This window comes from Vreelandella subglaciescola (assembly GCF_900142895.1).
Classification (GTDB): Bacteria; Pseudomonadota; Gammaproteobacteria; order Pseudomonadales; family Halomonadaceae; genus Vreelandella; species Vreelandella subglaciescola.
Window position 1 is genome coordinate 1,145,882 of record NZ_LT670847.1, and the last position, 24,405, is coordinate 1,170,286.

24 protein-coding genes and 2 riboswitches are annotated in these 24,405 nt (G+C 62.5%); of the genes, 6 read left to right on the plus strand and 18 right to left on the minus strand.

Annotation, left to right across the window (positions count from 1 at the left end; genetic code table 11):
* The first annotated feature begins 41 nt into the window (after positions 1 to 41).
* From tnpA to B5495_RS05310, 3 genes are all read left to right on the plus strand, one after another.
* A complete protein-coding gene (gene tnpA, locus B5495_RS05300) occupies positions 42 to 455 on the plus strand; it encodes an IS200/IS605 family transposase (protein ID WP_079551914.1) in 414 nt (137 codons plus the stop codon).
* Between the two features lie 93 nt (positions 456 to 548).
* The gene (locus B5495_RS05305; RefSeq protein WP_079551916.1) at positions 549 to 1,031 is read left to right on the plus strand and encodes a methylated-DNA--[protein]-cysteine S-methyltransferase; all 483 of its coding nucleotides are present in this window, start codon (positions 549 to 551) and stop codon (positions 1,029 to 1,031) included.
* A gap of 147 nt (positions 1,032 to 1,178) precedes the next feature.
* Complete coding sequence (locus B5495_RS05310; protein WP_079551917.1) at positions 1,179 to 1,853, plus strand: hypothetical protein; 675 nt, start codon at positions 1,179 to 1,181, stop codon at positions 1,851 to 1,853.
* Between the two features lie 88 nt (positions 1,854 to 1,941).
* Here the strand turns inward: B5495_RS05310 and B5495_RS05315 are convergent, their stop codons facing one another.
* The 10 genes from B5495_RS05315 to fabV all read right to left on the minus strand — a co-directional run bounded on the left by B5495_RS05315 (position 1,942) and on the right by fabV (position 12,503).
* Positions 1,942 to 2,649, minus strand: coding sequence for a DUF3581 family protein (locus B5495_RS05315; protein WP_079551919.1), 708 nt, complete (start codon positions 2,647 to 2,649; stop codon positions 1,942 to 1,944).
* A 112-nt stretch (positions 2,650 to 2,761) separates the two neighbouring features.
* The gene (locus tag B5495_RS05320) at positions 2,762 to 3,469 is read right to left on the minus strand and encodes a trimeric intracellular cation channel family protein (protein ID WP_079551920.1); all 708 of its coding nucleotides are present in this window, start codon (positions 3,467 to 3,469) and stop codon (positions 2,762 to 2,764) included.
* A 14-nt stretch (positions 3,470 to 3,483) separates the two neighbouring features.
* Positions 3,484 to 4,830, minus strand: a complete 1,347-nt coding sequence (gene astB / locus B5495_RS05325; RefSeq protein ID WP_079554919.1) for an N-succinylarginine dihydrolase — start codon at positions 4,828 to 4,830, stop codon at positions 3,484 to 3,486.
* Between the two features lie 44 nt (positions 4,831 to 4,874).
* Positions 4,875 to 6,347, minus strand: a complete 1,473-nt coding sequence (gene astD, locus B5495_RS05330) for a succinylglutamate-semialdehyde dehydrogenase (RefSeq protein ID WP_079551922.1) — start codon at positions 6,345 to 6,347, stop codon at positions 4,875 to 4,877.
* 42 nt (positions 6,348 to 6,389) lie between these two features.
* Positions 6,390 to 7,418: an arginine N-succinyltransferase gene (gene astA / locus B5495_RS05335; protein ID WP_079551924.1), complete on the minus strand. Its 1,029-nt coding sequence runs from the start codon at positions 7,416 to 7,418 to the stop codon at positions 6,390 to 6,392.
* The gene (locus B5495_RS05340; protein ID WP_079551926.1) at positions 7,418 to 8,494 is read right to left on the minus strand and encodes an arginine N-succinyltransferase; all 1,077 of its coding nucleotides are present in this window, start codon (positions 8,492 to 8,494) and stop codon (positions 7,418 to 7,420) included. The genes astA and B5495_RS05340 overlap by 1 nt, the downstream gene beginning before the upstream one ends.
* Positions 8,495 to 8,517: 23 nt before the next feature.
* Positions 8,518 to 9,732, minus strand: coding sequence for an aspartate aminotransferase family protein (locus B5495_RS05345; RefSeq protein ID WP_079551928.1), 1,215 nt, complete (start codon positions 9,730 to 9,732; stop codon positions 8,518 to 8,520).
* A 151-nt stretch (positions 9,733 to 9,883) separates the two neighbouring features.
* Positions 9,884 to 10,861 carry a GlxA family transcriptional regulator gene (locus tag B5495_RS05350; protein ID WP_172824528.1) on the minus strand — a complete coding sequence of 326 codons (978 nt, stop codon included), beginning with the start codon at positions 10,859 to 10,861 and terminating at the stop codon, positions 9,884 to 9,886.
* Between the two features lie 136 nt (positions 10,862 to 10,997).
* The gene (locus tag B5495_RS05355) at positions 10,998 to 11,201 is read right to left on the minus strand and encodes a hypothetical protein (RefSeq protein WP_079551930.1); all 204 of its coding nucleotides are present in this window, start codon (positions 11,199 to 11,201) and stop codon (positions 10,998 to 11,000) included.
* A gap of 93 nt (positions 11,202 to 11,294) precedes the next feature.
* Positions 11,295 to 12,503, minus strand: coding sequence for an enoyl-ACP reductase FabV (fabV, locus tag B5495_RS05360; RefSeq protein WP_079551932.1), 1,209 nt, complete (start codon positions 12,501 to 12,503; stop codon positions 11,295 to 11,297).
* Between the two features lie 233 nt (positions 12,504 to 12,736).
* Here fabV and B5495_RS05365 point away from each other — a divergent pair, with 233 nt between their 5' ends.
* Positions 12,737 to 13,123, plus strand: a complete 387-nt coding sequence (locus B5495_RS05365; RefSeq protein WP_079551933.1) for a DUF7079 family protein — start codon at positions 12,737 to 12,739, stop codon at positions 13,121 to 13,123.
* 36 nt (positions 13,124 to 13,159) lie between these two features.
* On the opposite strand, the gene B5495_RS05370 is transcribed toward B5495_RS05365, so the two are convergent.
* The 4 genes from B5495_RS05370 to B5495_RS05385 form a co-directional block, all read right to left on the minus strand.
* The gene (locus tag B5495_RS05370) at positions 13,160 to 13,645 is read right to left on the minus strand and encodes a glutathione peroxidase (RefSeq protein ID WP_079551935.1); all 486 of its coding nucleotides are present in this window, start codon (positions 13,643 to 13,645) and stop codon (positions 13,160 to 13,162) included.
* Positions 13,646 to 13,733: 88 nt separating this feature from the next.
* A complete protein-coding gene (locus B5495_RS05375; protein WP_079551937.1) occupies positions 13,734 to 14,351 on the minus strand; it encodes a LysE family translocator in 618 nt (205 codons plus the stop codon).
* Between the two features lie 84 nt (positions 14,352 to 14,435).
* Positions 14,436 to 15,512 carry a tellurite resistance/C4-dicarboxylate transporter family protein gene (locus B5495_RS05380; protein WP_197685642.1) on the minus strand — a complete coding sequence of 359 codons (1,077 nt, stop codon included), beginning with the start codon at positions 15,510 to 15,512 and terminating at the stop codon, positions 14,436 to 14,438.
* A 211-nt stretch (positions 15,513 to 15,723) separates the two neighbouring features.
* On the minus strand, positions 15,724 to 17,184 hold the full coding sequence (locus B5495_RS05385) for a catalase (protein WP_079551939.1): 1,461 nt from the start codon (positions 17,182 to 17,184) through the stop codon (positions 15,724 to 15,726).
* Between the two features lie 141 nt (positions 17,185 to 17,325).
* Positions 17,326 to 17,435, plus strand: a riboswitch (TPP riboswitch).
* 92 nt (positions 17,436 to 17,527) lie between these two features.
* Here B5495_RS05385 and B5495_RS05390 point away from each other — a divergent pair.
* Positions 17,528 to 18,979 (plus strand): sodium:solute symporter family transporter, encoded by a 1,452-nt coding sequence (locus tag B5495_RS05390; RefSeq protein WP_079551941.1) that lies wholly within the window; start codon positions 17,528 to 17,530, stop codon positions 18,977 to 18,979.
* Positions 18,980 to 19,179: 200 nt separating this feature from the next.
* Here the strand turns inward: B5495_RS05390 and B5495_RS05395 are convergent, their stop codons facing one another.
* The gene (locus tag B5495_RS05395) at positions 19,180 to 20,475 is read right to left on the minus strand and encodes an LLM class flavin-dependent oxidoreductase (RefSeq protein ID WP_231897232.1); all 1,296 of its coding nucleotides are present in this window, start codon (positions 20,473 to 20,475) and stop codon (positions 19,180 to 19,182) included.
* Entirely contained in the window at positions 20,475 to 21,275 is an 801-nt protein-coding gene (locus B5495_RS05400) for a 3-oxoacyl-ACP reductase (RefSeq protein WP_079551948.1), read from the minus strand. Before B5495_RS05400 ends, B5495_RS05395 begins: the two co-directional genes overlap by 1 nt.
* A 70-nt stretch (positions 21,276 to 21,345) precedes the next feature.
* Positions 21,346 to 21,445: riboswitch (TPP riboswitch) on the minus strand.
* Between the two features lie 154 nt (positions 21,446 to 21,599).
* Here B5495_RS05400 and B5495_RS05405 point away from each other — a divergent pair.
* Positions 21,600 to 22,328, plus strand: a complete 729-nt coding sequence (locus tag B5495_RS05405; RefSeq protein WP_079551950.1) for a YebC/PmpR family DNA-binding transcriptional regulator — start codon at positions 21,600 to 21,602, stop codon at positions 22,326 to 22,328.
* Here B5495_RS05405 and B5495_RS05410 read toward each other — a convergent pair.
* Both B5495_RS05410 and B5495_RS05415 read right to left on the minus strand, forming a co-directional pair.
* Entirely contained in the window at positions 22,325 to 23,179 is an 855-nt protein-coding gene (locus tag B5495_RS05410; protein WP_079551952.1) for a mechanosensitive ion channel family protein, read from the minus strand. The genes B5495_RS05405 and B5495_RS05410 overlap by 4 nt on opposite strands.
* 40 nt (positions 23,180 to 23,219) lie before the next feature.
* A complete protein-coding gene (locus tag B5495_RS05415) occupies positions 23,220 to 24,380 on the minus strand; it encodes a hypothetical protein (protein WP_079551954.1) in 1,161 nt (386 codons plus the stop codon).
* Between the last annotated feature and the right edge of the window lie 25 nt (positions 24,381 to 24,405).

Consider the following 24,405-nt stretch of genomic DNA (forward strand, 5'->3'; position numbering starts at 1 on the left):
CTATAGTGCCTTTATATTAAGGGCTACAGCAGGTAAGTCAAGTGAGTGTGAGCAATGAATATCGGCGAGGAAGGCATAGCGTGACCCGACTCGTCACGCACCTTATTTTTACCACGAAGTATCGAAGAAAGGTTTTTGACGGCGATATAATGGGCCAGATCAGGGCATCCTTCGAGTCAGCATGCGAAAAACTGGACTGCCGTATTATTGAGTTCGATGGCGAGGAAGACCACGTTCATGTTCTTGTCGAGTATCCGCCAAAGCTAGCGATTAGCGTGTTGGTCAATAATTTGAAATCTACGTCATCCCGACGTATTCGATTATTAAATGGCCACATTCCGCGATTGAGTAAAAGTGCCGCACTGTGGTCGCGGTCGTATTTTGCGTGTAGCGCAGGAGGAGCGACGATCGAGACGCTTAAAGCCTATGTGGAAGGGCAGAAAACACCGGACTAGAATTGCGTTGCAGTTTCCGCTTGTATCCCCGCCCGCTGGGCGAGGGTTTACGCGGATTTTTGCTAAAAATCAGCATAAAACCCGGAGCCCGGCATGTATCTTGATTACTTTGAACCCCCGAAAGACTCGCCGCTCGGCCGCCTGACGCTTTGCGCAAGCGATGACGGCCTTTTAAGCGTCGAGTTCTCCCGAGGACTTTTTGGCACCCGGCGCGAACACCCGCTACTCGAACGCTGCAAGGCGCAGCTGGCGGAATACTTTGCCGGGTTACGCATGGTCTTTGACCTGCCGCTGGCGCCTGTCGGCACGCCGTTTCAGCAGACGGTATGGGGCGCGCTCGGTGACGTCCCCTACGGCGAAACGCGCAGCTACGGTGAACTTGCCGAGACGCTTGGCAAACCCACGGCGTCGCGGGCGGTGGGTATGGCCAACGGCAAAAACCCGCTGCCCATCATTGTACCCTGCCACCGCGTCGTCGGGGCCAACGGGCGGCTGACCGGCTATTCAGGCGGGCTTTCGCGCAAGGAATGGCTGCTTGCCCACGAGGCTCTCCATGCCAAAGGCCGCGCGCATTGAAGTGACGCATGCCAGCCACTACTCTCCGTGACCCCACAGCTTACGCTACAGACTTGGCGACGTTTTCGCTCTTGCGCTATGCTTGGCTGCTTAAAAGCTAATACATATGCGGCGTAACAACGTCCGCCATGCGTGAAGGGATGAGTCATGCACTACACAGAAGCAAAGGAACACATTCACGGCCGCCTCCATGAGCTCTTCAGCGACCCTTATGAAGCGTTTGATAACGACAGCCAGGAACGGCTTTTGCACCTGCGCGTCATGCTGTATCTGTTTGTGGTGCGCCCCATGGAGCGTGAACTGCTGACACTGCGGGTGATACACGGCTGGGAAAACGGCGGCTGCGAACCGGCCGACCTGGCCTGCACCGAGTATCCGCTGAGTAGCCTTGAGACCTTTGAACACGCGATGGAAGACTTCAACGGGACTCAGCGCGCGCCCTCACGCCAGCTGTTTACCCAGCCGCTGGATAAAGCCCTTGCCGCCGCTCGTGCCAAGGGTCAGGCGTTTGATGATGACATCGAGCAGCACCCCGCCCGCTGGCCGGCGTTTGAGCACGGGCTGGCCCTTTATACGATGTTCAAGATGTATCACCGGCTGGTCTACGGGGAAGATGACTTCTACCGCAGCAGCCTGTGTCACCTGGCCGCCGGCCTGCGCGAAATTCACGAATTTCATATGGAAGAAGGCGAGTTTGCTTTTCTGATCCCCCAGGGAAAAGCCTTTACTCAGGAAGAAAGCGTGCTGGTGCTCCACCAGAGCCAGCTTGAACCGATCAAGCAGCTGCTCGCAGACAACCTGCCGCTATTCCGCAACATCTGACGCAACCCGCCAGGCGTCAAATGCTCAACCCAAAGCCCCGACGTTCAACAGACGTCGGGGCTTTTTAGTGCAACGATGACCAAAAAATTCAGGCGGCTTCGTAGGCGGCTTTCAGCCGGTAAAACTCTTCCACGATGGCATCCATCTCCGTCGCGTCGTAGTCACATATCCCGCTGACCACCAGTTTCTTCGAGCCGACGCCAAACGGCTTGCCGGCCGATTCAATGGAAAAATCCAGCAGCGCGTCAGCACGTTTGCCCTGCACCTCAAGCGAGGAGCGAGAGAGCGCGAGATCCGGTGCCAAGCCGTCCAGCCGCTCCAGGGTAAAGCCCATGCTGTGGTAGATCACCAGCGGACGTTTGGGGTTGAACATCACCCCGTGGGCTTCCATCAACGGCTTTAAATAGTGGGGAAAGTTCTTCCCCGAAAACGCCACGTAGCAGCGGGTAAAGGCATCAACCGCTTCCTTGTCAAACGTCGTGTCGCCGCTGCGCGTGACGTCCAGGTAGCATTTTCCTGATGTATCAGTGACGTGGATGTCGCCACTGACTGACTGCGAAAAGGTCAGCGGCGTATTGGCGCCGACCATGCTCAGAAAACGGAACTCCATGTGCTGGGATAGCCCGAAGCGCTCAAGCACCAGCGCAAAAAGCAGATCGCCGGGCACACAAAAGCGCCGCGCATCGGGGTTATGAATCGGGTTGTAGTCACCGGCGACGCCTTTGGCGAAGCGGCTGGCCTGCTCGGCGGAGATGGTTATTTCATCGCCGCACTGCGCATAAAAATCCTTGAACATGGCGTTCGCTGCCTGCCTGGTGTTGTCATTGAAAGTCCATCGCTACCAACGCCGCGCATCATGCCATAAAACAAGGATCAACAGCAGAGGCTTTCTATTGAGGCGTGCGGCACTATCGACGTTTACGCTCGCGGCGAATCATGCGCACCCGTTCCTTGGCCTTCTTTGCGACCACTTGCTCATCGTCGTTCGGCTTAGGCGGAATCGTGACCCAGGCAAATACCGGCAGCGACAAACGCCAGTAGATCGCTGCCAGCCGCAGGCTCAGCGTGGCCGTCAGCGAGGCGCCGATGGTCAGCAGCAGCGGCGCACCGAGCGCATACAGCAGCACGTAGACCATGCCGCCGGCAAAGGCCGCCGTGGCGTAGATTTCTTCGCGCAACACCATGGGCACACGCTGGGCGAGCACGTCGCGGATCATGCCGCCGGCCACGCCGGTCATCATGCCCATCAGCGTGGCCACGCTGTCGGCGTACCCAAGCTCCAGCGCCTTGTGGGTACCCAGCGCGGTGAACAGCGCCAGCCCGAAGGCATCGGCCACCGGCATGAACCCGCGCGAAAGTCGGTGAATATAGTGAAAGCCGACCATGGCGAGCGCTACCGTGATAAAAATCACCCACAGATAAGTAGGGTCGCTCACCCAGAAGACCGGCCGCACGCCAAGCACCAGGTCGCGCAGCGTGCCGCCGCCAATGCCGGTCACCGCGGCCAGCACCAGCATGCCCACCGGGTCCATCCGGTTGCGGCAGGCCAGCACCACGCCCGACAGGGCAAAGACGATCACCCCGGCCATATCCAGCCAGTACACTATGCCACTCACTCGTGTGTCTCTCCTCAGGCGTCCCGCTGAAACGGATAAATCGCGCCCAGCTGCAATATCCAGGTCAGTTCGTCGAGAGCCGTCAGCGACTCTTCAACCAGTAGCGGATCGGCGAGATCTTCCGGCGCCAGGCGATCGCGGTAGTGGCGCTTCACCCAGCCGACAAGCTCGGCGTAGAGCGCCTCGGTGAGCAGCACGCGGCCAGACAGCGCAGCGCGCTCGGCCTCGCTCAGCGCCACCCGCAGGCGCAGGCAGGCAGGGCCACCGCCGTTGCGCATGCTCTGTTTGACGTCCTTGACGATAATCTCGCCAATCGGATTATGACCGGCCAGCACCAGATCCTGCAACGTGCGCCACACGGCTTCGTTGGTCTCGCATTCGCCCGGCACTACCAGCGTCATACTGCCGTCCGGGTTGGACAGCAGCTGTGAGTTGAACAGGTACGTGGCTACCGCATCTTCAAGACTTACCGCTTCCAGCGGCACGCGCACGGGGATCAACGGCTCGGGCATTTTCTCGCGCAGCGCATCCAGCGTGCCCTGTTCATCGGCAAAGGCCATGGCGTGATACAGCAACACCGGGCCGTTGCCCACCGCGATCACGTCGTTGTGGAACACCCCGGCGTCAATGGCGTCCGGATGCTGGCGGGCAAACACCGTCTGCGACTCAATAAGGCCGTGCTGCCGGGCGACCGCTTCGCTGGCCTCGCGGGTTTGCCGCGCGGGAAAGCGCTTGGGCGCAGGCGCGCTGCCAAAGGCCTCGCGCCCATAAACAAACAGGTGCACGCCGGCATTGCCATAGTCGGCGCACAGCCGCGTATGGTTGGCCGCGCCTTCGTCAGAAAATGCCGGCGTGGCCGGCAGCGGTGCGTGATGCGCGAAATGGCACGGATCGTTGAAAATGGCCTGCAGTACACGCCCCGTAGTGGCCGGCTCCAAATAACGATGAAAGCTCGACTGCAGGTTGGCCGGGGTAAATTGGACGCGGCCGTCCGGCGAATCAGCGCCCGGCGTTACCGTGGCCGCATTGGCCGTCCACATGCTCGAGGCCGAACACACCGCGCGCAGTATTGCCGGCGCCTGTTTTGCCGCCTGCTCCAGCATCGCAGCATGGCTGCCGGAAAAGCCCAGCGCGTGCAGCGCGGCCATATCCGGACGCTGCTGGGGCGGCAGCACCCCTTGAGCGTAGCCGGCACGGCTCAGCGCGTGCATTTTCTCCAGCCCCTGAAGCGCGGCCTCGCGCGGGTTGGATACCAGCCCGGCATGACGCTTTGAGGCTACGTTGCCTGCCGCCAGCCCGGAGTAGTTGTGCGTGGGGCCGACGAGGCCGTCAAAGTTGACCTCGCAGACGTTCTCTCCCATGCGCTCATTCTCGGTGGCAACCTGAGCTGCCTGTGCCTGACGGGTCATAGCGTCACCCCGGGCGGTAGCGTCTCCGGCAGCGCGAGGGTGTCGGTTTCCATCGAGGCCACCGGGTAGGCGCAGTAGTCCGCCGCGTAGTAGGCGCTGGGGCGGTGGTTGCCGCTGTCGCCGACGCCGCCAAAGGGTGCATCGCCCGAGGCGCCCGTGGTCTGGCGATTCCAGTTGACGATGCCGGCGCGAATGCGCAGCAGAAAGTCATCCCAGTCGGCCTGTTCGCCGCCGATCAACCCGGCCGAAAGCCCGTAGCGGGTATCGTTGGCAAGCTCGATGGCCTCATCCCAGTCGGCGTAGCGCCGCACGGTCAGCAGCGGGCCGAAGTGCTCTTCGTCGGGTACTTCAAGACCGGTCACGTCGAGCAGCGCGGGGCTGAGCAGGCTGGTGCCGTCCTGCAGCCGCTGCATGCGGTGGATAACGGTGGCACCTTTGTTTTCAAGCTCACGCTGCGCTTCCAGCAGGCCGTCGGCAGCGGCGGCGCTGACCAACCCGGCATAAAACGGCGGGTTCTGCTCGTCAAACGGCTCGGCCACGCGCAGCTTGCGGATGGCCTCCGCCAGCGCCTCGATCAGCCGGTCGCCCACCTCACCCTTGGGCACCAGCAAGCGCCGCGCGCAGGTGCAGCGCTGGCCACCGGAGGCAAACGCCGACTGCAGAATGGTCAGCACTGCGGCGCGCTGGTCGGGTACGCTTTTCACCACCAGCGGGTTATTGCCGCCGAGTTCCAGCGCCAGAATCTTGTCGAGCTGGCCGGCAAACTGACGGTGCAGCATGCCGCCCACCTTGGCGCTGCCGGTAAACAGCAGCCCGTCGATGTCCGGGTCGCCGGCCAGCGCCTGGCCCACCGGCACGCCACCTTGCACCAGGTTGATCACGCCCGCCGGCAGGCCGGCTTCCAACCAGCACTGCAGGGTCAAATCGGCGGTGAGCGGCGTTTGTTCGCTGGGTTTGAACACCACGGTATTGCCCGCCAACAGCGCCGGCACGATGTGACCGTTGGGCAGATGGCCGGGGAAGTTGTACGGACCGAAGACCCCCATCACGCCGTGCGGGCGATGGCGCAGCACGGCGCGAGCTTCGCCCACGGCTTTGCCGCGCTCTCCGGTACGCTCGTTAAAGGCGCTGATCGACAGCGCCACCTTGCCAACCATTGCGCCAGCCTCGGTACGCGCTTCCCACAGCGGCTTGCCGGTTTCCGCCGCAATGGCCACGCCAAGTGCCTCCTGACGGCTTTTCAGCACCTCGGCAAAACGCTCTACCAGTGCCTTGCGCTCGGCAAAAGGCGTTTTCGCCCAGCCGGAGAACGCGCCCCGGGCCGCTTTTACCGCGGCCTGAACCTGGGCCTCATCAGCGGCGCCGCCCTGCCATAAAAGCGCGCCGGAAACGCCGTCGTGTTTGGTCAGCGCCGTTGCGCTACCGTCGACCCATTCACCGTTGATCAGCTGCTGTTGCGTGGCGTGCATATCAGTCTCCCTTGGCTATCAAGTTGGCTCAGTGTGTCAGCGTCAGGTTTCCAGCAGGCGAAGGGTATCGCCCGTGGTGACGTTCAGGCGCCGGGCTTCGGCGGGGGTCAGTACAATGTTTTCGTCGCGGGGCGCGCGGCCTACCCAGGCGGCGGTAAAGCCCAGCATCGTGGTAGTCGCGGCCAGCCAGCGGCTGACACTTTCATCAACGGCATTGGCGTCGATCTCAACGCGATAGCACTGCGAGTTGCGCACCGCGCGCACGTCGTCAATGTAGGCTTCCACCGTGGGGCCGCCGTCAAAAATGTCGATGTAGCCTTCCCAGCGCAGCCCTTCTTTCTTGAGCATTTCAAGCGCCGGGCGGGTGTGGCGGTGCACCTGGCCGATGCAGTCGCGCGCTTCGTCGGGCATGAAGGTGGTGTAAATCGGAAATTTGGGCATCAGTTCGCCGATAAAGCTCTTTTGCCCCAGCCCCGTGAGGCGGTCGGCCTCGTCAAAGTCCATGGGGAAAAAGTGCCGACCCAGACTGTCCCAGAACGGGCTGCGGTTGTTGTCGTCAAACAGCCCGCGCATTTCGGCCAGCACCTTGTCGGGGAAGCTGTCGCGGAATTCGGCGATAAACAGCCACCGCGCCTTGGACAGCAGCGCGCCGTTGCGCAGGTGGCGGTTAGCCTCGCCGCGGTACTCGGGGCGCACAAACAGCGAGCACACCTCGGTGTCGCCGGTGTGATCCGAGCTTAAAAACAGCGTATCAATCGTACGGTGAAGGTCCAGCTGCACCGACGAATGCGCCAGCGAGCCCAGCCGGTAATGATAAAACGGCACCTCGTGGCCGACCTGCCCTTCTATAGCGCAGCAGCCGGCAAGCTCGCCGTCGGTTTCGTCTTCCAGCACGAAAAAATACAGCCGGTTATCCCGCGCGGTGCGCTCTTCGAAGGCGCTGGCGGCGGCTTCAATCTTGCCGGCGAGAAACTCGCGGTTATCCGGCAGCGAGGTGAACCCCACGCCGGCCTGCTGCGAAAGCGCCTGCAGCCCATCCAGATCGTCGCGGGCAATGGGTCGAATGCGCATTACATTTCTCCTTCATCCAGCGCGTCTTCCGCGGCGGGCAGCGTGAGCGGGGCGGCCAGCACGGCGCGGCCTTTTTCCACGCCCAGCTGCTCGGCGTGCTCGGTGGTCAGCATCAGCTGGCCGGTGGGCGACAATGCATAGCGCGCCACCACGCAGCGAAACCCGTCGCGCTTCTGGTTGGCGACCAGCGCCGGCTCGGCATCGGGCAGCGCGTGCGCGGGACGAATGCGCACCGGATGCCACGCCGCACCGCGCACGCTTGCCAGCCGCTCGCGATCAGCCTTGACCACCGGGCCGGCGTCGAAAATATCCACGTGGCGCGAGCGTACAAAGCCCTCGGCGAGCATTTCCGCCAGCGCCCGCTCGTGCGCCGGGTGCTCGCGGCCAATGGCCGCCCGCGCCGACGGCGTGAGCAGCGGCAAATACAGCGGAAACTGCGGCATCACCTCGGCGATAAAGCTTTTTGAGCGCACCCCGGCAATGTGATTCATGTCCTGATAGCTGCGGGCAAAAAAGTGCCGCCCGACGCTTTCCCAGAACGGCGATTCGTCGCTGGCATCCAGATAGCCGGGAAACGCCACTGCCAGCACGTCGGAAAAGCGCTCGGGATACTGGGCAATGAACATCAGCCGCGCGCGGCGCAGCAGGCTTTCCGCGCTGGTGCCCTTGTATCGCGGATTGATCGACATGGCGCACAGCAAGGTCGCCTCTGATACCTCGTGGGACAGCGCCAGCGTTTGCACTTCGCGGCGCACGTTGAGCTGCTGGGAGGCGTGGATCAAGGTTTCCTGACGGTAGGTATAGTAGGCCTCGCGGGCGCCGGCACGCGCACGAATCGTCGCGGTGCCCAGCACTTCGCCGTGCCCGGCCGCATCAATGATATCCACCAGCACAAAGGTGTAGTGCTCGTCGCCGGGGTAGTCCACCTTGTCGCTAAACGACGCCTGTGAGCGCGCGATGCGCTCCTCAAGGCGTTCGCGATGCGCCGGCAGGTTGGTCAGCTGCGGTGTGGCGTGAGAGGCCAGCGCTTCAAGCGCGGGCAGATCCGTTAGCTCTACGGGTCGGATGATCAGCATCGCCGGCTCCTTGTTGGCCCTGTTTAACCCTTGGCAACCAGGCGCTCAATGGCGCGTTCAAGCCGTGCCATGCCTTCTTCGATGTCGGCCTCGGGCATCACCAGCGACGGCGCCAAGCGCAGCACGTTGGGGCCGGCGATCAACGCCATCGCGCCTTCTTCAATCGCCAGCGGCAGGATTTCCTTGGCGCGGCCTTCAAAGGCGTCGGACATCTGTGCGCCCATCAGCAGGCCCAGGCCACGAATGTCGCTGAACACGCCGTGTTTCTCGTTAATGCGTTCAAGGTGACCGCGCAGCAGATCATGCCGCTTGTTTACGCCTGCGAGCACGTCGGGCGTATCAATGAATTCAAGCGCGGCCAGCGCTACGGCCGAGGCCAGCGGGTTGCCGCCGTAGGTGGAGCCGTGGGTGCCGATGGCAAGGGACTTGGCGACGTCATCGGTGGCGAGCATCGCGCCCACGGGGAAGCCGCCGCCCAGCGCCTTGGCACTGGTGAGGATGTCGGGCGTTACGCCGTAATGCTCGTAGGCGTAAAGCTTGCCGGTGCGGCCCACGCCGGTTTGCACTTCGTCAAATACCAGCAGCGCATTGTGCTCGTCGCACAGCGTGCGCAGCCCCTGCAAAAACTCGGGGTCGGCCGGAATCAGCCCGCCTTCGCCCTGCATCGGCTCGACCATGATGGCGCAGGTATCATCGCCCATCAGCTGGCGTACGCTGTCCAGGTCGTTGTAGTCGGCGTGCAGAATACCGCCCGGCACCGGACCAAAACCCTGTGAATACTTGGGCTGGCCGCCCACGCTGACGGTAAAGAAGGTGCGGCCGTGAAACGACTTGGCGAACGAAATGATCTTGTCTTTGTGCTCGCCGTGGTGCTCCACCGCGTAGCGACGCGCGAGCTTCAGCGCGGCCTCGTTGGCCTCACCGCCCGAGGAGCACAGAAACACCTTGTCGGCGAAGGTGCGCTCTACCAGGCTTTTGGCCAGTTTGAGCGCCGGCTCGTTGGTAAAGACGTTGGAAAGATGCCACAGCGTTTCCCCCTGGGTCTTGAGCGCATCGACCAGCACCGGGTGGCAATGCCCCAGCGCGTTAACCGCGATACCGCCGGCAAAATCAATGTACTCGTGCCCTTGCTGGTCCCACAGGCGGCTGCCTTCACCGTGCACCGGGATTACCGGCTGAGGGGAATAGTTGGGCGCCATGTACTGGTCGAAATCCTGCCGAGTCGGGGTAGTGCTCATGGATATCTCTCCGCTTTTTCTGCGTTTGGAACGAGTTTCAGTATACGGTGCGCCGCCAGCGCCCCGCTTTCAGTAATGTGACGCCAAGTTATGAAATAAGGGTGATGAAATAAAGGCTATGAAATAAGGGTTATGAAAACCATGCCCGGCGCTAGCTCAGCCGCTCTTCGCGCGGGGCAATGCCGAAATGGTTGCGGTAGGCGGTAGAAAAGTGCGCGCCGGAGGAAAAGCCGGTGGCAAAGGCGATATCGCCCACCGGGCGGTCGCTTTTACGCAGCAGCCGGCGCGCCTGCTGCAGGCGCAAGTCCAGGTAATAGCGGCTGGGCACCGCTTGCAGATGCTTTTTGAACAAGCGTTCCAGCTGGCGGCGCGAAATGCCCAGATGCTCGGCCAGCTCGAGGGTGGAAAGCGGCTCTTCGATGTTGGCTTCCATCAGCGCGACGGCGTCCAGCAGGCTTTGCGGGGCGTGATTGAGGCGGTTTTTCAGCGGGACATGTTGACGCTCGTCGGCCAGCCGGATGCGCTCGCAGGACAAATGCTCGGAGACCTGTTCGGCCAGCCGCGGGCCGTGTTGGCGAGTAATCAGCATCAGCATCATGTCGAGCGCGGCGGTGCCCGCGCCGCAGGTCAGCCGGTCGCGGTCAAGTTCGTAAAGCTGACGCGACAGCGCCACCTGCGGGTAAGCTTGGGCAAACGCCTCAAAGCGCGGCCACGGCAGCGTGGCCCGGTAGCCTTCCAGCAGCCCGCAGCGCGCCAGCACTTCGGTGCCGCCGGCAATGCCGCCGAGCATTACGCGGCGGCTTTGCATCTGGCGCAGCCAGTCGTTCAGCCGTGGGGGCAACGGATAGGAAAGCGGCGTGGGCGCGCACACCAACAGCATGTCGATCTCGCCCAGCGGCGTGGTCAGCGCCTGAGGCGCGCTCAGCCCAATCTGGCCGGCGCTGCGCACCGGCGCCTCGTCCAGCCCCAGCGTCAGGGTGGCATACAGCATCCGCCCGCTTAGCTGGTTAGCCATGTGCAGCGGCTCAAGCGCGCAGGCGTGCGCCAGCAGCGAAAACCCCGGCAGCAGCAAAAACGCCACCCGACGCTGGGTGTCAGCAGGCAGAGAAACGGGGAGACGTTCAGGCATGGCGCATCGCTTATGCTGGGCAAAGTCCCATCTTACGCAATTTGGCCGGTGAAGACAGGGCGCCCCGCTGGCGCCCCTATAAACACCCCGCGCCGACCCAGGGCCGGCGCGGGGTCAGGTAGGGAGTTAATGCGGCCTAGCGGGCGCCAAAGAACCAGAACGCGAGGAGCAGTACAATGGCCACCACCACCGCTACAGGAAGCAGCCGGTACATCCCGTTATCCGAGCGCTGTGCTTCCGGCTGCTCTTCGGGGTGGGAATCGGTACCGTGCTCGGGCTCGCACTGCCATTCGACAAGCTCTTTCAGCTCTTTCGGGGTCTTGCTCTCTTTGGTGTCCATACGCCCTCCTGATACCGAGACGGTACGCACAATCCTTCAAGCCTTGATAGCCGGCAGGCTGGCCCGCAGATACCACAGCCACACTCCCCTTGACTATAGACTCACTACGTCAAACTCTGCCACCGGGCTGACGTCGGCTTCGTAATCCACGTCGTCGCGCTCAAAGCCGAACAGCTTCAAAAACTCGTGCTTGTAGCCGGCGTAGTCGGTGATATCAAACAGGTTCTCGCTAGTGACCTGCGGCCACAGCGCTTTGCACGCCTGCTGGACGTCATCGCGCAGCTCCCAGTCGTCCAGACGCAGGCGGCCGACCTCATCGGTGGCTTTACCGGCTTTTTCATCGGCGGCGTAAAGACGCTCGCCAAACAGGCGGTTGAGCTGATCGATGGTGCCTTCGTGCAGCCCTTGCTCTTTCATGGTGCGATACACCATGGCGATGTACAGCGGCATCACCGGAATCGCCGCGCTTGCCTGGGTGACCACTGACTTGAGCACCGCCACGTTGGCGCCGCCGCCGCTTTGCGCCAGCCGCTTGTCGATCTCGGCAGCAGCGCGGTCAAGGTCTTCCTTGGCTTTGCCCAGCGCCCCGTGCCAGTAAATCGGCCAGGTGATTTCGGTGCCGATATAGCTGAAGGCCACGCTTTTCGCGCCTTTGGCCAACACGCCGGCGCTATCCAGCGCGTCCATCCACAGTTCCCAGTCTTCGCCGCCCATCACCTCGATGGTGTCGTCGATTTCCTGCTGGGTAGCCGGCTCGACTTCGGCTTCGATGATGGCGTCCTTGTTGGTATCGATGGCGGTGGCGCGGTAGGTCTCGCCAATCGGCTTGAGCGCCGAGCGCTTGAGCTCGCCGCTGTCGGGCAGCTTGCGCACCGGCGAGGCCAGCGAGTACACCACCAAGTCGATTTCGCCCATATCGCGCTTGATCAGCTCGATGGCCTGTTCGCGCGCGGCGTGGGAGAAGGCGTCGCCGTTGATGGCGTTGCTGTAAAGCCCTTCCTGCTTGGCGAGCTTGTCAAACGCCGCCGAGTTGTACCAGCCGGCCGTGCCCGTGCGATTTTCAGTGCCCGGCTTTTCAAAAAACACGCCCAGCGTATCGGCGCCGTAGCCAAAGGCGGCGGTAATCCGCGCCGCCAGGCCGTAACCGCTGGACGCGCCGATCACCAGCACTTTTTTGGGCCCCCGGCTTTTATCCAGACCGCGGGCGCGGGTGGCTTCAATTTGTTCGCGCACGTTTTGTTCGCAGCCTTGCGGATGAGACGTCGTGCAGATAAAACCGCGTACCTTGGGTTTAATAATCACGTAAAACCTCGCTGTTCAAGTCATTAATAAAGCAGATGAAAGTTGGCCAATAGCCGGTGACGCCATTCTAGCGGCCTTGCCGCACGCTGTCCGCTTTTGTCCGCTGCCGGTGAACTCAGGGCGCAACGCCCTTGCTCCACAGGCGTGCGCGGCACGATAATGGATGACTGAGACACAATGTATTTTGTCCGTTATTTTGGCCCTTGATGCAAAGGGCATGCTTTGAGGCGCGTATGAACGCACAGCAATTGGTCGATGAACGTGGCGAGCTGTGGCTTGCCCTGACGCCGCTATGGCTTGATCGCGAACCCGGCGAGCGCGACTACGCCGCCATGGTCGAGACCATCGAGCGCTACGCGCTGACGCTGCATGAGCTTGAGTGGATGTTCCGGCTGGAACTGGCGCCGGTAATGTCGCGCCACCAGCTGTCCATTGCCAGCGAGTGGCGCCAGTTTGACGACCGCCGGCTGATGGGGCAGTTGGTGGGCCATAACCTGCGCCTGAAAGGCTGGCGGCGCAAAAGCTGGGCGCTGTTTTCAGGCCTGACCACCATGATGGTACGCCACCGCTGGCAGGAGCTGATGACCCGGCTCATGGTCGCCCGCGGGCAGCAGGACTAAACCTGCTTTCTTTACAACGCTCTTTACAGTGCTTGCTCAGTGCTCGTCCAGCGCCTGTTCGATCGCCAGACGCAGCGCGGTGCCCTGCTCGCGGGGGGAGAATCGCCGGATTACTCGGCCATCGCGGCCCACCAGAAACTTGGTGAAGTTCCACTTGATCATTTGGGTGCCAAGCACGCCGGGCGCATCGCGCTTAAGGCCGGCAAACAGCGGATGCGTCGCGGCGCCGTTGACCTTGACCTTCTCCATCAGCGGAAACGTCACGCCGTGGTCACGCTCACCAAAGGTGCAAAACGACTCGGCATTTTCCGGCGCCTGCCGGCCAAACTGATTGCACGGAAATCCCAGCACGGTAAAACCGCGCTCGCGGTAGCGTTGGTAACACACTTCCAGCGTTTCCAGCTGAGGCGTAAAGCCACAGCGGCTGGCCACGTTCACCACCAGCAGCACCTGCCCCTGCAAAGCACGCAGGTTAAACGGCTGCCCCTGATGCGTATGGCACTCCTGTTGGTAAAAATTCATAGCACACCTGCCGGTTCTCTAGGCCTTTACGACTTATGCTCTTACGATTGATGCCCCTACACTATAGGCCTTGGCGTCGCTCGGCGCGTCAGGCCACAAGCCCCCACGCCACGCGCAGCGCAAGCCCGATCAACATCACCCCGGTGATACGATTGATCCAGTGCGAGCGCGCCCGCAGCCATTCAAGCACTCGGGACTGCGACAGCGCCACGGCCACCAGCACATACCAGCTGGCATCAATCACCATGGCCGTAACTACAATGATAGCGCGTGCGGCAACGCTCATCTCGGGGTTCACGAACTGGCTGAGCAGCGCCACAAAAAACAGGATCAGCTTGGGATTGGCCAGCGCCACCAGCACGCCTTCGCGCGCGGCCTGGCGGCGTGTGGTCACGGCCGCTTCTGGCGTCAGCGCGGCGGCCTTGCCGGCACGCAGCGCCTTGACTCCGAGCCACGCCAAATACACTGCCCCGCCGATGGATACGATCTCGAACAGCAGCGGAAACCGCGCCATCAGCGCGCCCAGCCCCAACACCGTCAACAGCGCATAAAACCCCACGCCCAGCGCATGAAAAAGCCCGGCGGTCACCCCTGGCAGCCGCCCGCCGCCCAGCGTATGGCGCAGCACCAGCGCAAGACTCGGCCCGGGCGACATCGCCCCAACGGTACAAATCGCGGCTAGCGACAGCCACAACGAAAACGGCATCTTGGCTCCTTGTTAACGGCGTAGCTTAAAACGTCATAACGTAAAGCGTCGTATTTGAACGTATCGCATTTTAAAACATCGTGCTTAATCCGTTCTGGCACGTTCAGTGCGTGAGGCCAGCATGCCCCAAAGCCATTTGCACAGCCCGTAAAACGTTACCGTCCAGGCGGTCAGGGCCACGTATAAAAACACCGTGGCCAGCGTATCCAGAAACGGCATGGCCAGCGCGCGCTGCATGTTATGGGTGCTGGCCGCGTACATGCCCAGTGGAAACACCGCGCCCCAGTAAAGCGGATCGTAGCGCAGCGGAAAGCGCTGATACACATAGCGCCACACCGCGAGAATCAGCAGCATGGGAATCCACCAGGTGCCGGTGGCCCAGTAAAACACGGTAAAGCCCTTGAGAAACGGACGCAGCGAGAGCAGAAACGGCGCGTCCGGCGCGTTGATGATCAGCTGCGCGCCGGCCAGCGTCGAAATCGCCATCGCGCCCATATTGATCCAGTACGGCGGCGCCAGATCGCCCGGCGAAAAATGGAAAAAGCTGTAGCGATAAAAAATCAGCGACATCATCCAGATATACAGCATGCCGCCCCACAGCCACATCGACAGCGCGAGGAAGTTCACTTCCAGCCGGTAAAGCGGCGGCATGTGGGCGGCCACCAGAGCGCCCAACAGCGCAATCGACTGGGTCGCCACCACGGCCAGCAGCCAGCCACCGCTGATGCTTTTTTCAAACGCCGGCTTATGCGTTTTAATCGTGAAGGCGGTAAAAATGGTGTAGGTCAGCGCCAGCCACAGCACCAGTGCAACGCCCCACAGCGTTAGCGCGAGCCGGTACCAGCCCATCAGCAGTAAGCACTGGCTGCCCAAGACGCAGGACGCCGCCACCAGGGTAAAAAAGCCCGATGCGCTCTGATGGCTGGTCAGGTCACTCACCACTCGCCGCGGGAAGCGCCAGAGACGCAGCGCATAAAGCACCCACAGCAGCGGATACGCCACCAGATTGAGCGCAAACAAAACGCCGGCAATCACCGGCCGGTCCATAAAGTGCGCCGCCAGCGATACGATACCGGTGGCCATCACCATGCCGAAATACGCTGGCGACAGCTCTTCCAGCGCCCGACAAAAGCGCCGGTCTTCTCCTTGGCTGCTTTCCACCTTGGCCCTCTTGTGCTGATTGTTTGCGCTAACGAATGCATTAATTGCCTATCAGTATGCGCCGCCGCTTGAGTATTAACCAAATCGTGCTGGCAAAACGGTTAAAAGAACGCTACTGACAAAAAAGCCCGCCAGCGCGGGGCTGACGGGCTTGGCTTAGTTATATAAAACCAGGGTCTTTTCCGACTAGCGCGATGGCATTAGCGCAGCGCTAGGCGTTTTTCGCCCGCACGCCCTGAGCGATTTTCTCGCCGATATCGGCGTCAATATTGCGCCAGTAATCGAGGGCGCGCTCCAGCACCGGTTCGGTGACGCCGCCCGACAAATGCCCGACAACGTTACTCACCAGTCGGTCCCGAGCGGGCTGATCCATCACCTCGTTAACCAGCGCGTTGGCCTGGCCGAAGTCGTCGTCATCGCGGCGCAGCGTATAGGCCGCGCGCACCATATCGCCGCTGGATTCCCAAGTGGAATCCGTCGGATAGCGCTCGCCATCGGCCTGGGGGCCGCCCTTGGAGTTGGGCGCATACACCGGATCGGACACATTGTGCATCCGCATCGCGCCGTCTTTGCTGTAGCTGTTAACCGGCGACTTGGGCGCGTTGACCGGAATCTGTTTGTAGTTCACCCCCAGCCGGTGGCGGTGCGCATCGGCGTAGGCAAACACCCGCCCCAGCAGCATCTTGTCCGGGCTGATGCCGATGCCGGGCACCAGATTGTTGGGCTCGAACGCTGCCTGTTCAATCTGGGCGTGGTTATCCGTAGGGTTGGTATCAAGGGTTAGCTTGCCGACCTTGATCAGCGGATAGTCGTCATGGGGCCACACCTTGGTCAGATCGAACGGGTTGAACCGGTACGTCTCGGCATCGGCAAACGGCATGACCTGCATGTGCAGCGTCCAGCTGGGGCAGTCGCCGCGCGCAATCGAAGTGTACAGATCGCGCATGTGGTGGTCGCCGTCTTCCCCGGCCAGCCGGTCGGCCTCTTCCTGAGTCAGGCACTCGACGCCCTGATCGGTCTTGAAGTGGTATTTGACCCAGAACTTCTCGCCGTCGGCATTCACCCACATATAGGTATGGCTGGAATAGCCGTTCATGTGGCGCCAGGTCTTGGGAATCCCACGATCGCCCATCAGCCAGGTGACCTGGTGGGCGGATTCCGGCGACAGCGACCAGAAATCCCACTGCATGTCGTTATCGCGCAGGTTGTTGTCGGCGCGACGCTTTTGCGAGCGGATGAAGTGCTGGAACTTCATCGGATCGCGGATGAAGAACACCGGCGTGTTGTTCCCCACCATGTCGTAATTGCCCTCGCTGGTGTAGAACTTGATCGAAAAGCCGCGCGGATCGCGCCAGGTGTCGGGGCTACCGCGCTCGCCGGCCACGGTGGAAAAGCGCATCACCACGTCGGTTTTCGTTCCCGGCTGAAACACCGCCGCTTTGGTGTAGCGGCTGACATCCTCATTCACTTCAAAGTGGCCAAACGCGCCGCTGCCCTTGGCATGGGGCTGGCGCTCGGGGATACGCTCGCGGTTGAAGGTCGCCATCTGCTCGATCAGGTAGTGGTCGTGCAGCGCGATGGGGCCGTTGGGGCCGACCGTCAGCGAATGCTCATCGCTGGCAACGGGAATGCCGGCATCGGTGGTAGTGGGCTTGCGTTTATCGTCGGACACGGTAGCGCCTCCTGATTGGCTTTATAACGACTTGGCAGTACAAACACAGAGTCCTAGCGTAGCCGTTTCAGGCTAAAAAATGCGCTATCCGTTCGATAGTCGACGTTAGTTTGACATGCCCGCCCCGCCTGCCTAGGCTTGGTGTTCTCCTGGGGGTGCCTTAACGGGCTGAGAATCCGCCGCTTTCGCGACGGTAACCCTTCGAACCTGATCCGGGTCATTCCGGCGAAGGGAAGGAACGTACACGCCAGACTCTCCTCTTCCTTGTCGCGCCTCGCTGCGACGTTCGCCCGAACGATCATCGACGATCCCCGGCTGTCACAAGGAAAGAGGACGTATCACCATGCAGCTTGACCCCACCTGGACGGCACTTTGGCTGGTGCTTTACGCCGTCGTGTTTGCCGTACCCGGCCTGCTTTATGCCCGCCGCCACCGCGACGATCTGGACGACTACATTTCCGCGCGCAACAGCCAGAACACCCGCGCCACCGTGCTGACCCTGCTGGCTACCACGCTTGGCACCTGGATACTCTTTGGCCCCGCGCAGGCCGCGACCTGGGGCGGCGTTGGCGCCATTCTGGGCTATGCGCTGGGCTCCTGCGTGCCGCCCTTGATCATGATTCCGCTGGGGCGGCGCATGCGCGAGCTGATCCCCGAAGGCCACGGGCTGACCGAATTCGTGTTCCACCGCTACGGGCGTCCCATGTACGCCTTTACGCTGTCGATCATGCTGTTTTATCTGTTTATTTCACTGGCCGCGGGGCTTACTGCGGTAGCCTTTATGGTCACGCTGCTGTCGCCCATTCCACTGTGGCTGACAGCAAGCGTGGTCATGCTCGCCACCGTGATTTATACCTTCTACGGTGGCCTGCGCGCCTCGATCTTCACCGATAAGGTGCAGATGATCGTGATTCTGCCGCTGCTGGCATTGCTGCTGTTTTTCGGCTGGCAGGCCGCCGGCGGCGCAGGCCCCACGCTTGAAGGGCTTGCCCGGAACGCGCCGGCGCTGCTGGATATTACCGATGCCGGCGGCATACGCGGGGGACTGACGTTCTTTATCGCCGTGGTGCTGACGGGGCTGTTTTATCAGGGCACATGGCAGCGTATTTACGCGGCCAAAAACGTCAGCGTGCTGCGTAAAAGCTTCTGGATCAGCAGTCTGTTCAACCTGCCGGTGGTCATCCTGATGGGGCTGTTCGGGCTGGCGTTTGTCGGGCTGGGGCTTGACGGCGACGGCTCGGTGGCGCTGTTCAGCGTGTTGCTGGCCAAGGTGCCGCTGTGGTTTGCGCTGGCGCTGATTCCGCTGGGGCTGGCATTGGTGATGAGCAGCGCCGACTCCACCATCAACGCCACCTCGAGCATTATTGCAGTCGATATGCACCGCCTGCTGCCCAACGCCAACGAAGCCACGCTGATGCGCCTGGCCCGCTGGCTGATCGTTGTCGCTGCGGTGCCGATCACCTGGGTTGCCTCGCAGGGATTCAGCGTGCTGTACCTGTTCCTGCTCGCTGACCTGCTGTGCTCAGCGGCAGCGTTTCCGGTGTTCTTCGGGCTGTTTAACCGCCGCTACGACGGGCGCAACGCGGTGATCAGCACCGCCTGCGGGCTGGTCGCGGGGCTTATCATGTTCCCCGCACCCAGCGCCGGCACCGATACCCTGCTGGAAAGCTTTTTGCTCGCCGCCCTCGTCCCGGTCGCCGTCTCCACCGTGCTGATGCGGATAATGCCCGCCCGCGAGCATTACGATTTCGCAAGCCTGGCCACGCTGGTGCGTCGCTTTGGGCGGCAGTCGTGATGTTTTGACATGACACAGCAGGTCGCGCGGCGTAGCCGCCCTCCTACAATGCATTGATATTAAGAGATTTTCGTAGGAGGCCGGTTCACCGGGCGACGCAGGCCAAAGGCCTGCCGGGGTTCGGTGGGGATGCGGTCGCGCAGCACTTGTGCCCGGGGTATGGGTAAAGCTGCCCTCCTACAACAACATATCGATATTACTCACGCGCCCGGCCGTTCCAACCCTAAATGCCCGCGCAGGGTTCGCTCTGCGTAGTCGTGCCGGAACAGGCCGCGTTTTTGCAGCACCGGCACCACCTGCTCGGCAAAGTCCTCGATGCTCGAAGGCAGCGACGGCGGCATCAGGTTGAAGCCGTCGGCGCCGCCCTGCTCCACCCAGCGCTGCATTTCATCGGCAATGCTCTCCGGCGTGCCGACCATGGTGCAGTGCCCACCGCCCGCGGCCAGCCGTCCCAGCAGCTGGCGCAGCGTGGGCCGTTCGCACTCGATGATGCGCAGAATGGTCGCGTAGCGCCCTTTGGGGCCGGTAAAGTCTTCCAGCGGCGGAAGCTCGGGCACCGGCGCGTCGAGCTCCCAATCGCTGCAATCCTGACCGATAAACTGGCTTAGCTGGTTGAGCGAATCCTGCGTGGGCAGCAGCTCGTCGAGCTCGCGCTGGCGGGCTTTGGCTTCTTCCTCGGTGGCGCCGACATAGGTCACCAACCCCGGCATAATCGGTACCGGCGGGCGCCCCGCGGCGGCCACCCGCGCCTGAATATCGCGGTAGTAGTCCTGCGCCGATTCCAGATCATAAGCCACGGCGTAGATCGCTTCGGCGTGACGGGCGGCAAGGTCGCGGCCCTGATCGGAGGCGCCGGCCTGAAACAGCACCGGCCTTCCCTGAGGCGGGCGCGGAACGTTAAGCGGGCCGTCCACCAGAAAATGCTCCCCGTGGTGATTGATCGGGCGCACCCTGTCCGGGTCGGCAAACATGCCGTTGCGGTCAAAGCGCAGCGCGTCGTCGGCCCAGCTGTCCCACAGCGCCAGCACCGTGTTGGCAAACTCTTCGGCGCGGGCGTAGCGCTCAGCGTGGGGCGGCATCGCCGTGTAGTTGTGGTTACGCGCCTCGGCGTCAAACATCGAGGTCACCAGATTCCAACCCATGCGCCCGGCGGAAATATGATCCAGCGAGGCCAGCATCCGCGCGGCGTGAAACGGCGTATAGAAGGTGCTCGACACCGTTGAAATCAGGCCGATACGTTCGGTGGCCCGAGCCATGGCGGCAAGCGCAGTGAGCGGTTCCAGATACCACAGCGGCCCACCGGCAACGTTGCCCGCGGCGTGGCCGTCGGCAAAGAACACGGCGTCAAACTTGCCGCGCTCGGCGGTACGCGCCAGCGCCTCGTAATAGCCGATATCGCCCATCCGCTCGGCGGCGGAATCGGGGTGGCGCCAGGCGGCGCGGTGGTGGCCGCAGCCCATGATAAACAGGTTCAAGTGCATAGAGGGCGTAGCCATCAGTCTTTCACCAGCCCGCCGTCGACCACCAGATTCTGGCCGGTGACCGCACGACTCCAGGGCGAGGCAAACATCAGCGCGGCGTCGGCAAACTCTTCGGGGGTGACCACGCGGCGCAGCGGCGTATTGGCAGCGATCAGGTCAAACACTGCGTCGGGCGTTGCAGCCGAAGCGTCGGTGGTGCGCAATAGCCCGCCGGAGATCATGTTGACGGTGATGTTGTCCGGCCCTAGATCATGGGCAAAGGTGCGCGTCAGCGAGAGCAGCGCGGCTTTGCCGGCGGTGTAATCGTGGTAGGGCACGATGGGGTTTTGAAACAGATTGGTGCCCACGTTGATCACCCGGCCAAAGCCCTGCTCGCGCATGCCGGCAAGCGCGGCTTGAATCGCGTTCAGCGCGCCCTGATTCACACCTTTCAGCTGCTGCTCGAGGTGCTCCCAGGTCAGCGCGTCGGCGTTGGGGCGGGCGTCGCCGTTGAACGAGAAATCGGGCAGCGCGTTGTTGATCACTGTGGTCACCGGCGCGCCAAAATGCTCGCGCGCGGTGGCCAGCATGGCCTTGACCGCCTCCGCGTCGCAGACGTCGGCCTGCACCGCCAGCGCCCGCTCGGGCACCTCGGCGGCTAGCGCGTTGGCAGCGTCAACGCTATTGCGATAGTTGACCACCACCCGCGCGCCGGCGTTGAGAAACGCCCGGGCAATGCTTGCGCCGAGCCCGCGGCCGGCACCGGTCACCAGCACAACCTGCTGGTCGAGCGGCAGCGCGACGGGAGAAGAAGAAAGGTGTGAAGCAGTACTCATGGCGTGGCCCTTGTGATGGCAGATGTGAGTCACAAATGCGGGGCGAGGGACGCACGCCGAGCGCCCTTTTCAGGCACTGCGCTGACATCCCTTCGCCGGTATGAACTGGATCAGGTTCGTCGGGTGTTGTCTCAGCCCCGCCGTTCGGCGGGACACCCCGTGTCATGCAGGCCAGACCTTAGCCCATCGCCCGGTTCCCAACAAGCCTGCCCCCACACGGCTCGGGAAAGCCCATAGCCGCGTAGGCGGTTGTGGCGTAAAATCGTGCCTCTTTAATGTCGTGACGACTGCCGGCACGGCACGGAACCAACACAGGACGACAACATGGGTAGGGCTTTTCAGAACCGTAAAGAATCCATGGCCAAGACGGCCGACGCCAAAACCAAGGTGTACAGCAAGTACGGGCGCGAGATTTACGTGTGCGCCAAGTCCGGCGGCCCCGATCCTCACAACAACCTGGCGCTGCGCGGCCTGCTGGATCGCGCCAAGAAAGATCAGGTGCCCGCGCACGTGATCGACAAGGCGCTGGACAAGGCCACCGGCGCCGGTGGTGAAGACTTCTCCCCCGCGCGCTACGAGGGTTTCGGGCCGGGCAACGTGATGCTGATCATCGAGTGTCTGACCGACAACCCCAACCGCACTTTCGGCGACGTGCGCGGCTGCTTTACCAAGACCAAAAGCAAGATCGGCACGCCGGGCACCGTCAGCCACATGTTCGATCACTGCGCGATTTTCGCCTTTGCCGGCGAAGACGAGGAAAGCGTGCTGGAAGCGCTGATGGAAGCCGACGTTGACGTTACCGACATCGAGTGCGAAGACGGCCAGATTACCGTGTTTGCCCCGCACACCGAGTACGCCAAGGCGCGTCAGGCGCTGATAGATGCCTTCGGCGCACTGGATTTTGACGCCGACGACATCCAGTTTTTGCCCCAGACCACCACGCCCATCGAAGGCGACGACGTGGCCGGTCTGGAGAAGCTGATGGCGATGCTTAACGACTTCGACGACGTGCAGAACATCTACCACAGCGCCGAGTTTCCCGAAGAGGCCTAACGGCCAGCCCCAAAACGACTATCGCGAGCGGGCATTGCGGCATCCGGCGGCAACAGCGCCGGTCGGATGCCCGCAGCGCTAAGCACGGCCTTGCTGCGCACGGTCAGGTCGGTCACGAAGTCGAACTGCTGGCGCGGGTCGATGGGGTAGGCGCGAATGCGGTAGTGCGTTCCCCATGGCTGCTCTTCGGCCACCACCACGACCGGTTTGTCGAACCTGAGATAGGCGCTGGTCAGCGCTACGTCGCGCAGCGCCGTGCGCACCCATCCGGCTGCGTGTTCCGGATGCAGATAGAAACTCGCAACGCATTGCAGGCTGAGCTCGCCGTTGTTGGCGTTGTATATCGGGGAGTCCCACAGTTTCAGGTGCGGGATGGCCACCAGATCATCGTCCGGCGTGACGACGTCAACGGTGCGCAGGCCGACGTGCTTGACCTCGCCGTAAACGCCATCAATTTCCACCCAGTCGCCCGGGCGGTACGGCATCTCGACCGCCGAGACCACGCCGGCAATCAGGCTGCTGACGTAATCCTTGAGCGCAAAGCCAATGGCCAGCCCCGCGACCCCGAGCAGCGCCACCATATTGCTGAAGGACGGCTCGATGATAATCGGCACGCTGATCACCACTGCCGTCAGCAGAATGATCAGCCGCGTTACCGGCACCAGCGCAAAGGTGCGAAAACGCGCCTGCCCGTGTAGCCGGTTGGCTAGCCAGTTAAGCCCGCGCTGGGAGAGTATGATCAACAGTATGGTGGCGCCAAGCACCAGCCCCAGGGTTATCAGCGCCTCGCTGTCGAGGTCGTTAAACAGCTTGGCGTATTGCCCTTTGTCATCTACAGCAGTTTCGTCCATTGCAGCCTCTTTCAGCGCGTGGTGCCAGCGGCATCATGGATTACAGGGCATCAACCAGATAATGCCGCGCGGTTAACAGCTGGCGGACGCCGGTATAGCACAGCGGTGCGACCTGCCAGCGCCGCTCCCGTTCGCACAGCACGCCCCGGCGCGTAAGCCCGAGCCGGGTCTGAATCGTCTCGTGGCGGGAAAACGGCAGCACCTGACACAGCGATTCATCATCAAGGCCGCCGTGAATCAGCAGCGCGTGCAGTACCAGCAGTAACGTATCCTCGGCATCGGCGGGTAGCGCCGCATCACCCTGCATGGGCACATACCACAGCGGCGCATCGGCCTGACTGTCCTCTGTACCAGGCTCGCGCAGGCTGGCCTGAAAACTTTGCCAGGCAAGCCCCCAGTGCCCACGGCAGTTGGCGGCCAGACGCTGCAGCGCTCGGCCGTCGCCCCCGGCGCCGCTGGTATCGGGCAGCAGCGGTTTTTGGGTGCGGCTACTCAGCAGCGTCGGGCAGTGCGGGCTCAGGCGGGCCGCCAGCAGATCGCCCAGGGCTTCGCCGTCCAGTGCCTGAGGCGTTAACGCCGGCACGCCTTCAAGCCCTACCGCCTGTTGCAGGTAGGCGTAGCTCCAGCTGTCACAGCCGATCACTCCGCTGCCCAGCGCGCCGCTCTGGGCACGTTCGAGAAAATCACGCACACTCTGCAGGCCATCCACGCGGCGTAAAAAATGCCGCTCAAGCGCCGGTATCGCCCAGCGCGACTGCGCCGACAGCGACTGCATCCAGGTCATGTCACCGTTGAGCAGCGCCGTTTTCGAGGGCGCGGCCAGCCGCGTCAGCCCTTCGGCCTCGGCGAGGGTGTCGATGGCCTGAGCGTGGCCGCCGTAAGGCGGGGTAATCAGGAAGGTGACGGGGTGGGCGGCAAGATCCAACGATTGCTGCAGCGCGTGCGCCAGCGCTGCCCCGCGCCCTGGCACAAGCCAGCGGTCCAGCCGATCAGCACTCGGCCGGCCCAGCGTCTTTTCGCGCGCCGCGCGAGCTTTCTCGCCTTCATGGCCGACAACCCAACGCCCGACGGCGCGCCACGAGCGTTGCCACTGGCTCGCCCGGGTGAGTCCCGGCGGGGAAAATTCCGCGAGTGCTTCAAGCGCATGGCCGGTGCCATCATCTTCCTGCGGTGAAGCGTTGATCGCCGTGCGTCCTGCCATGCAGCTATCCTTCGTTAACCGGCTA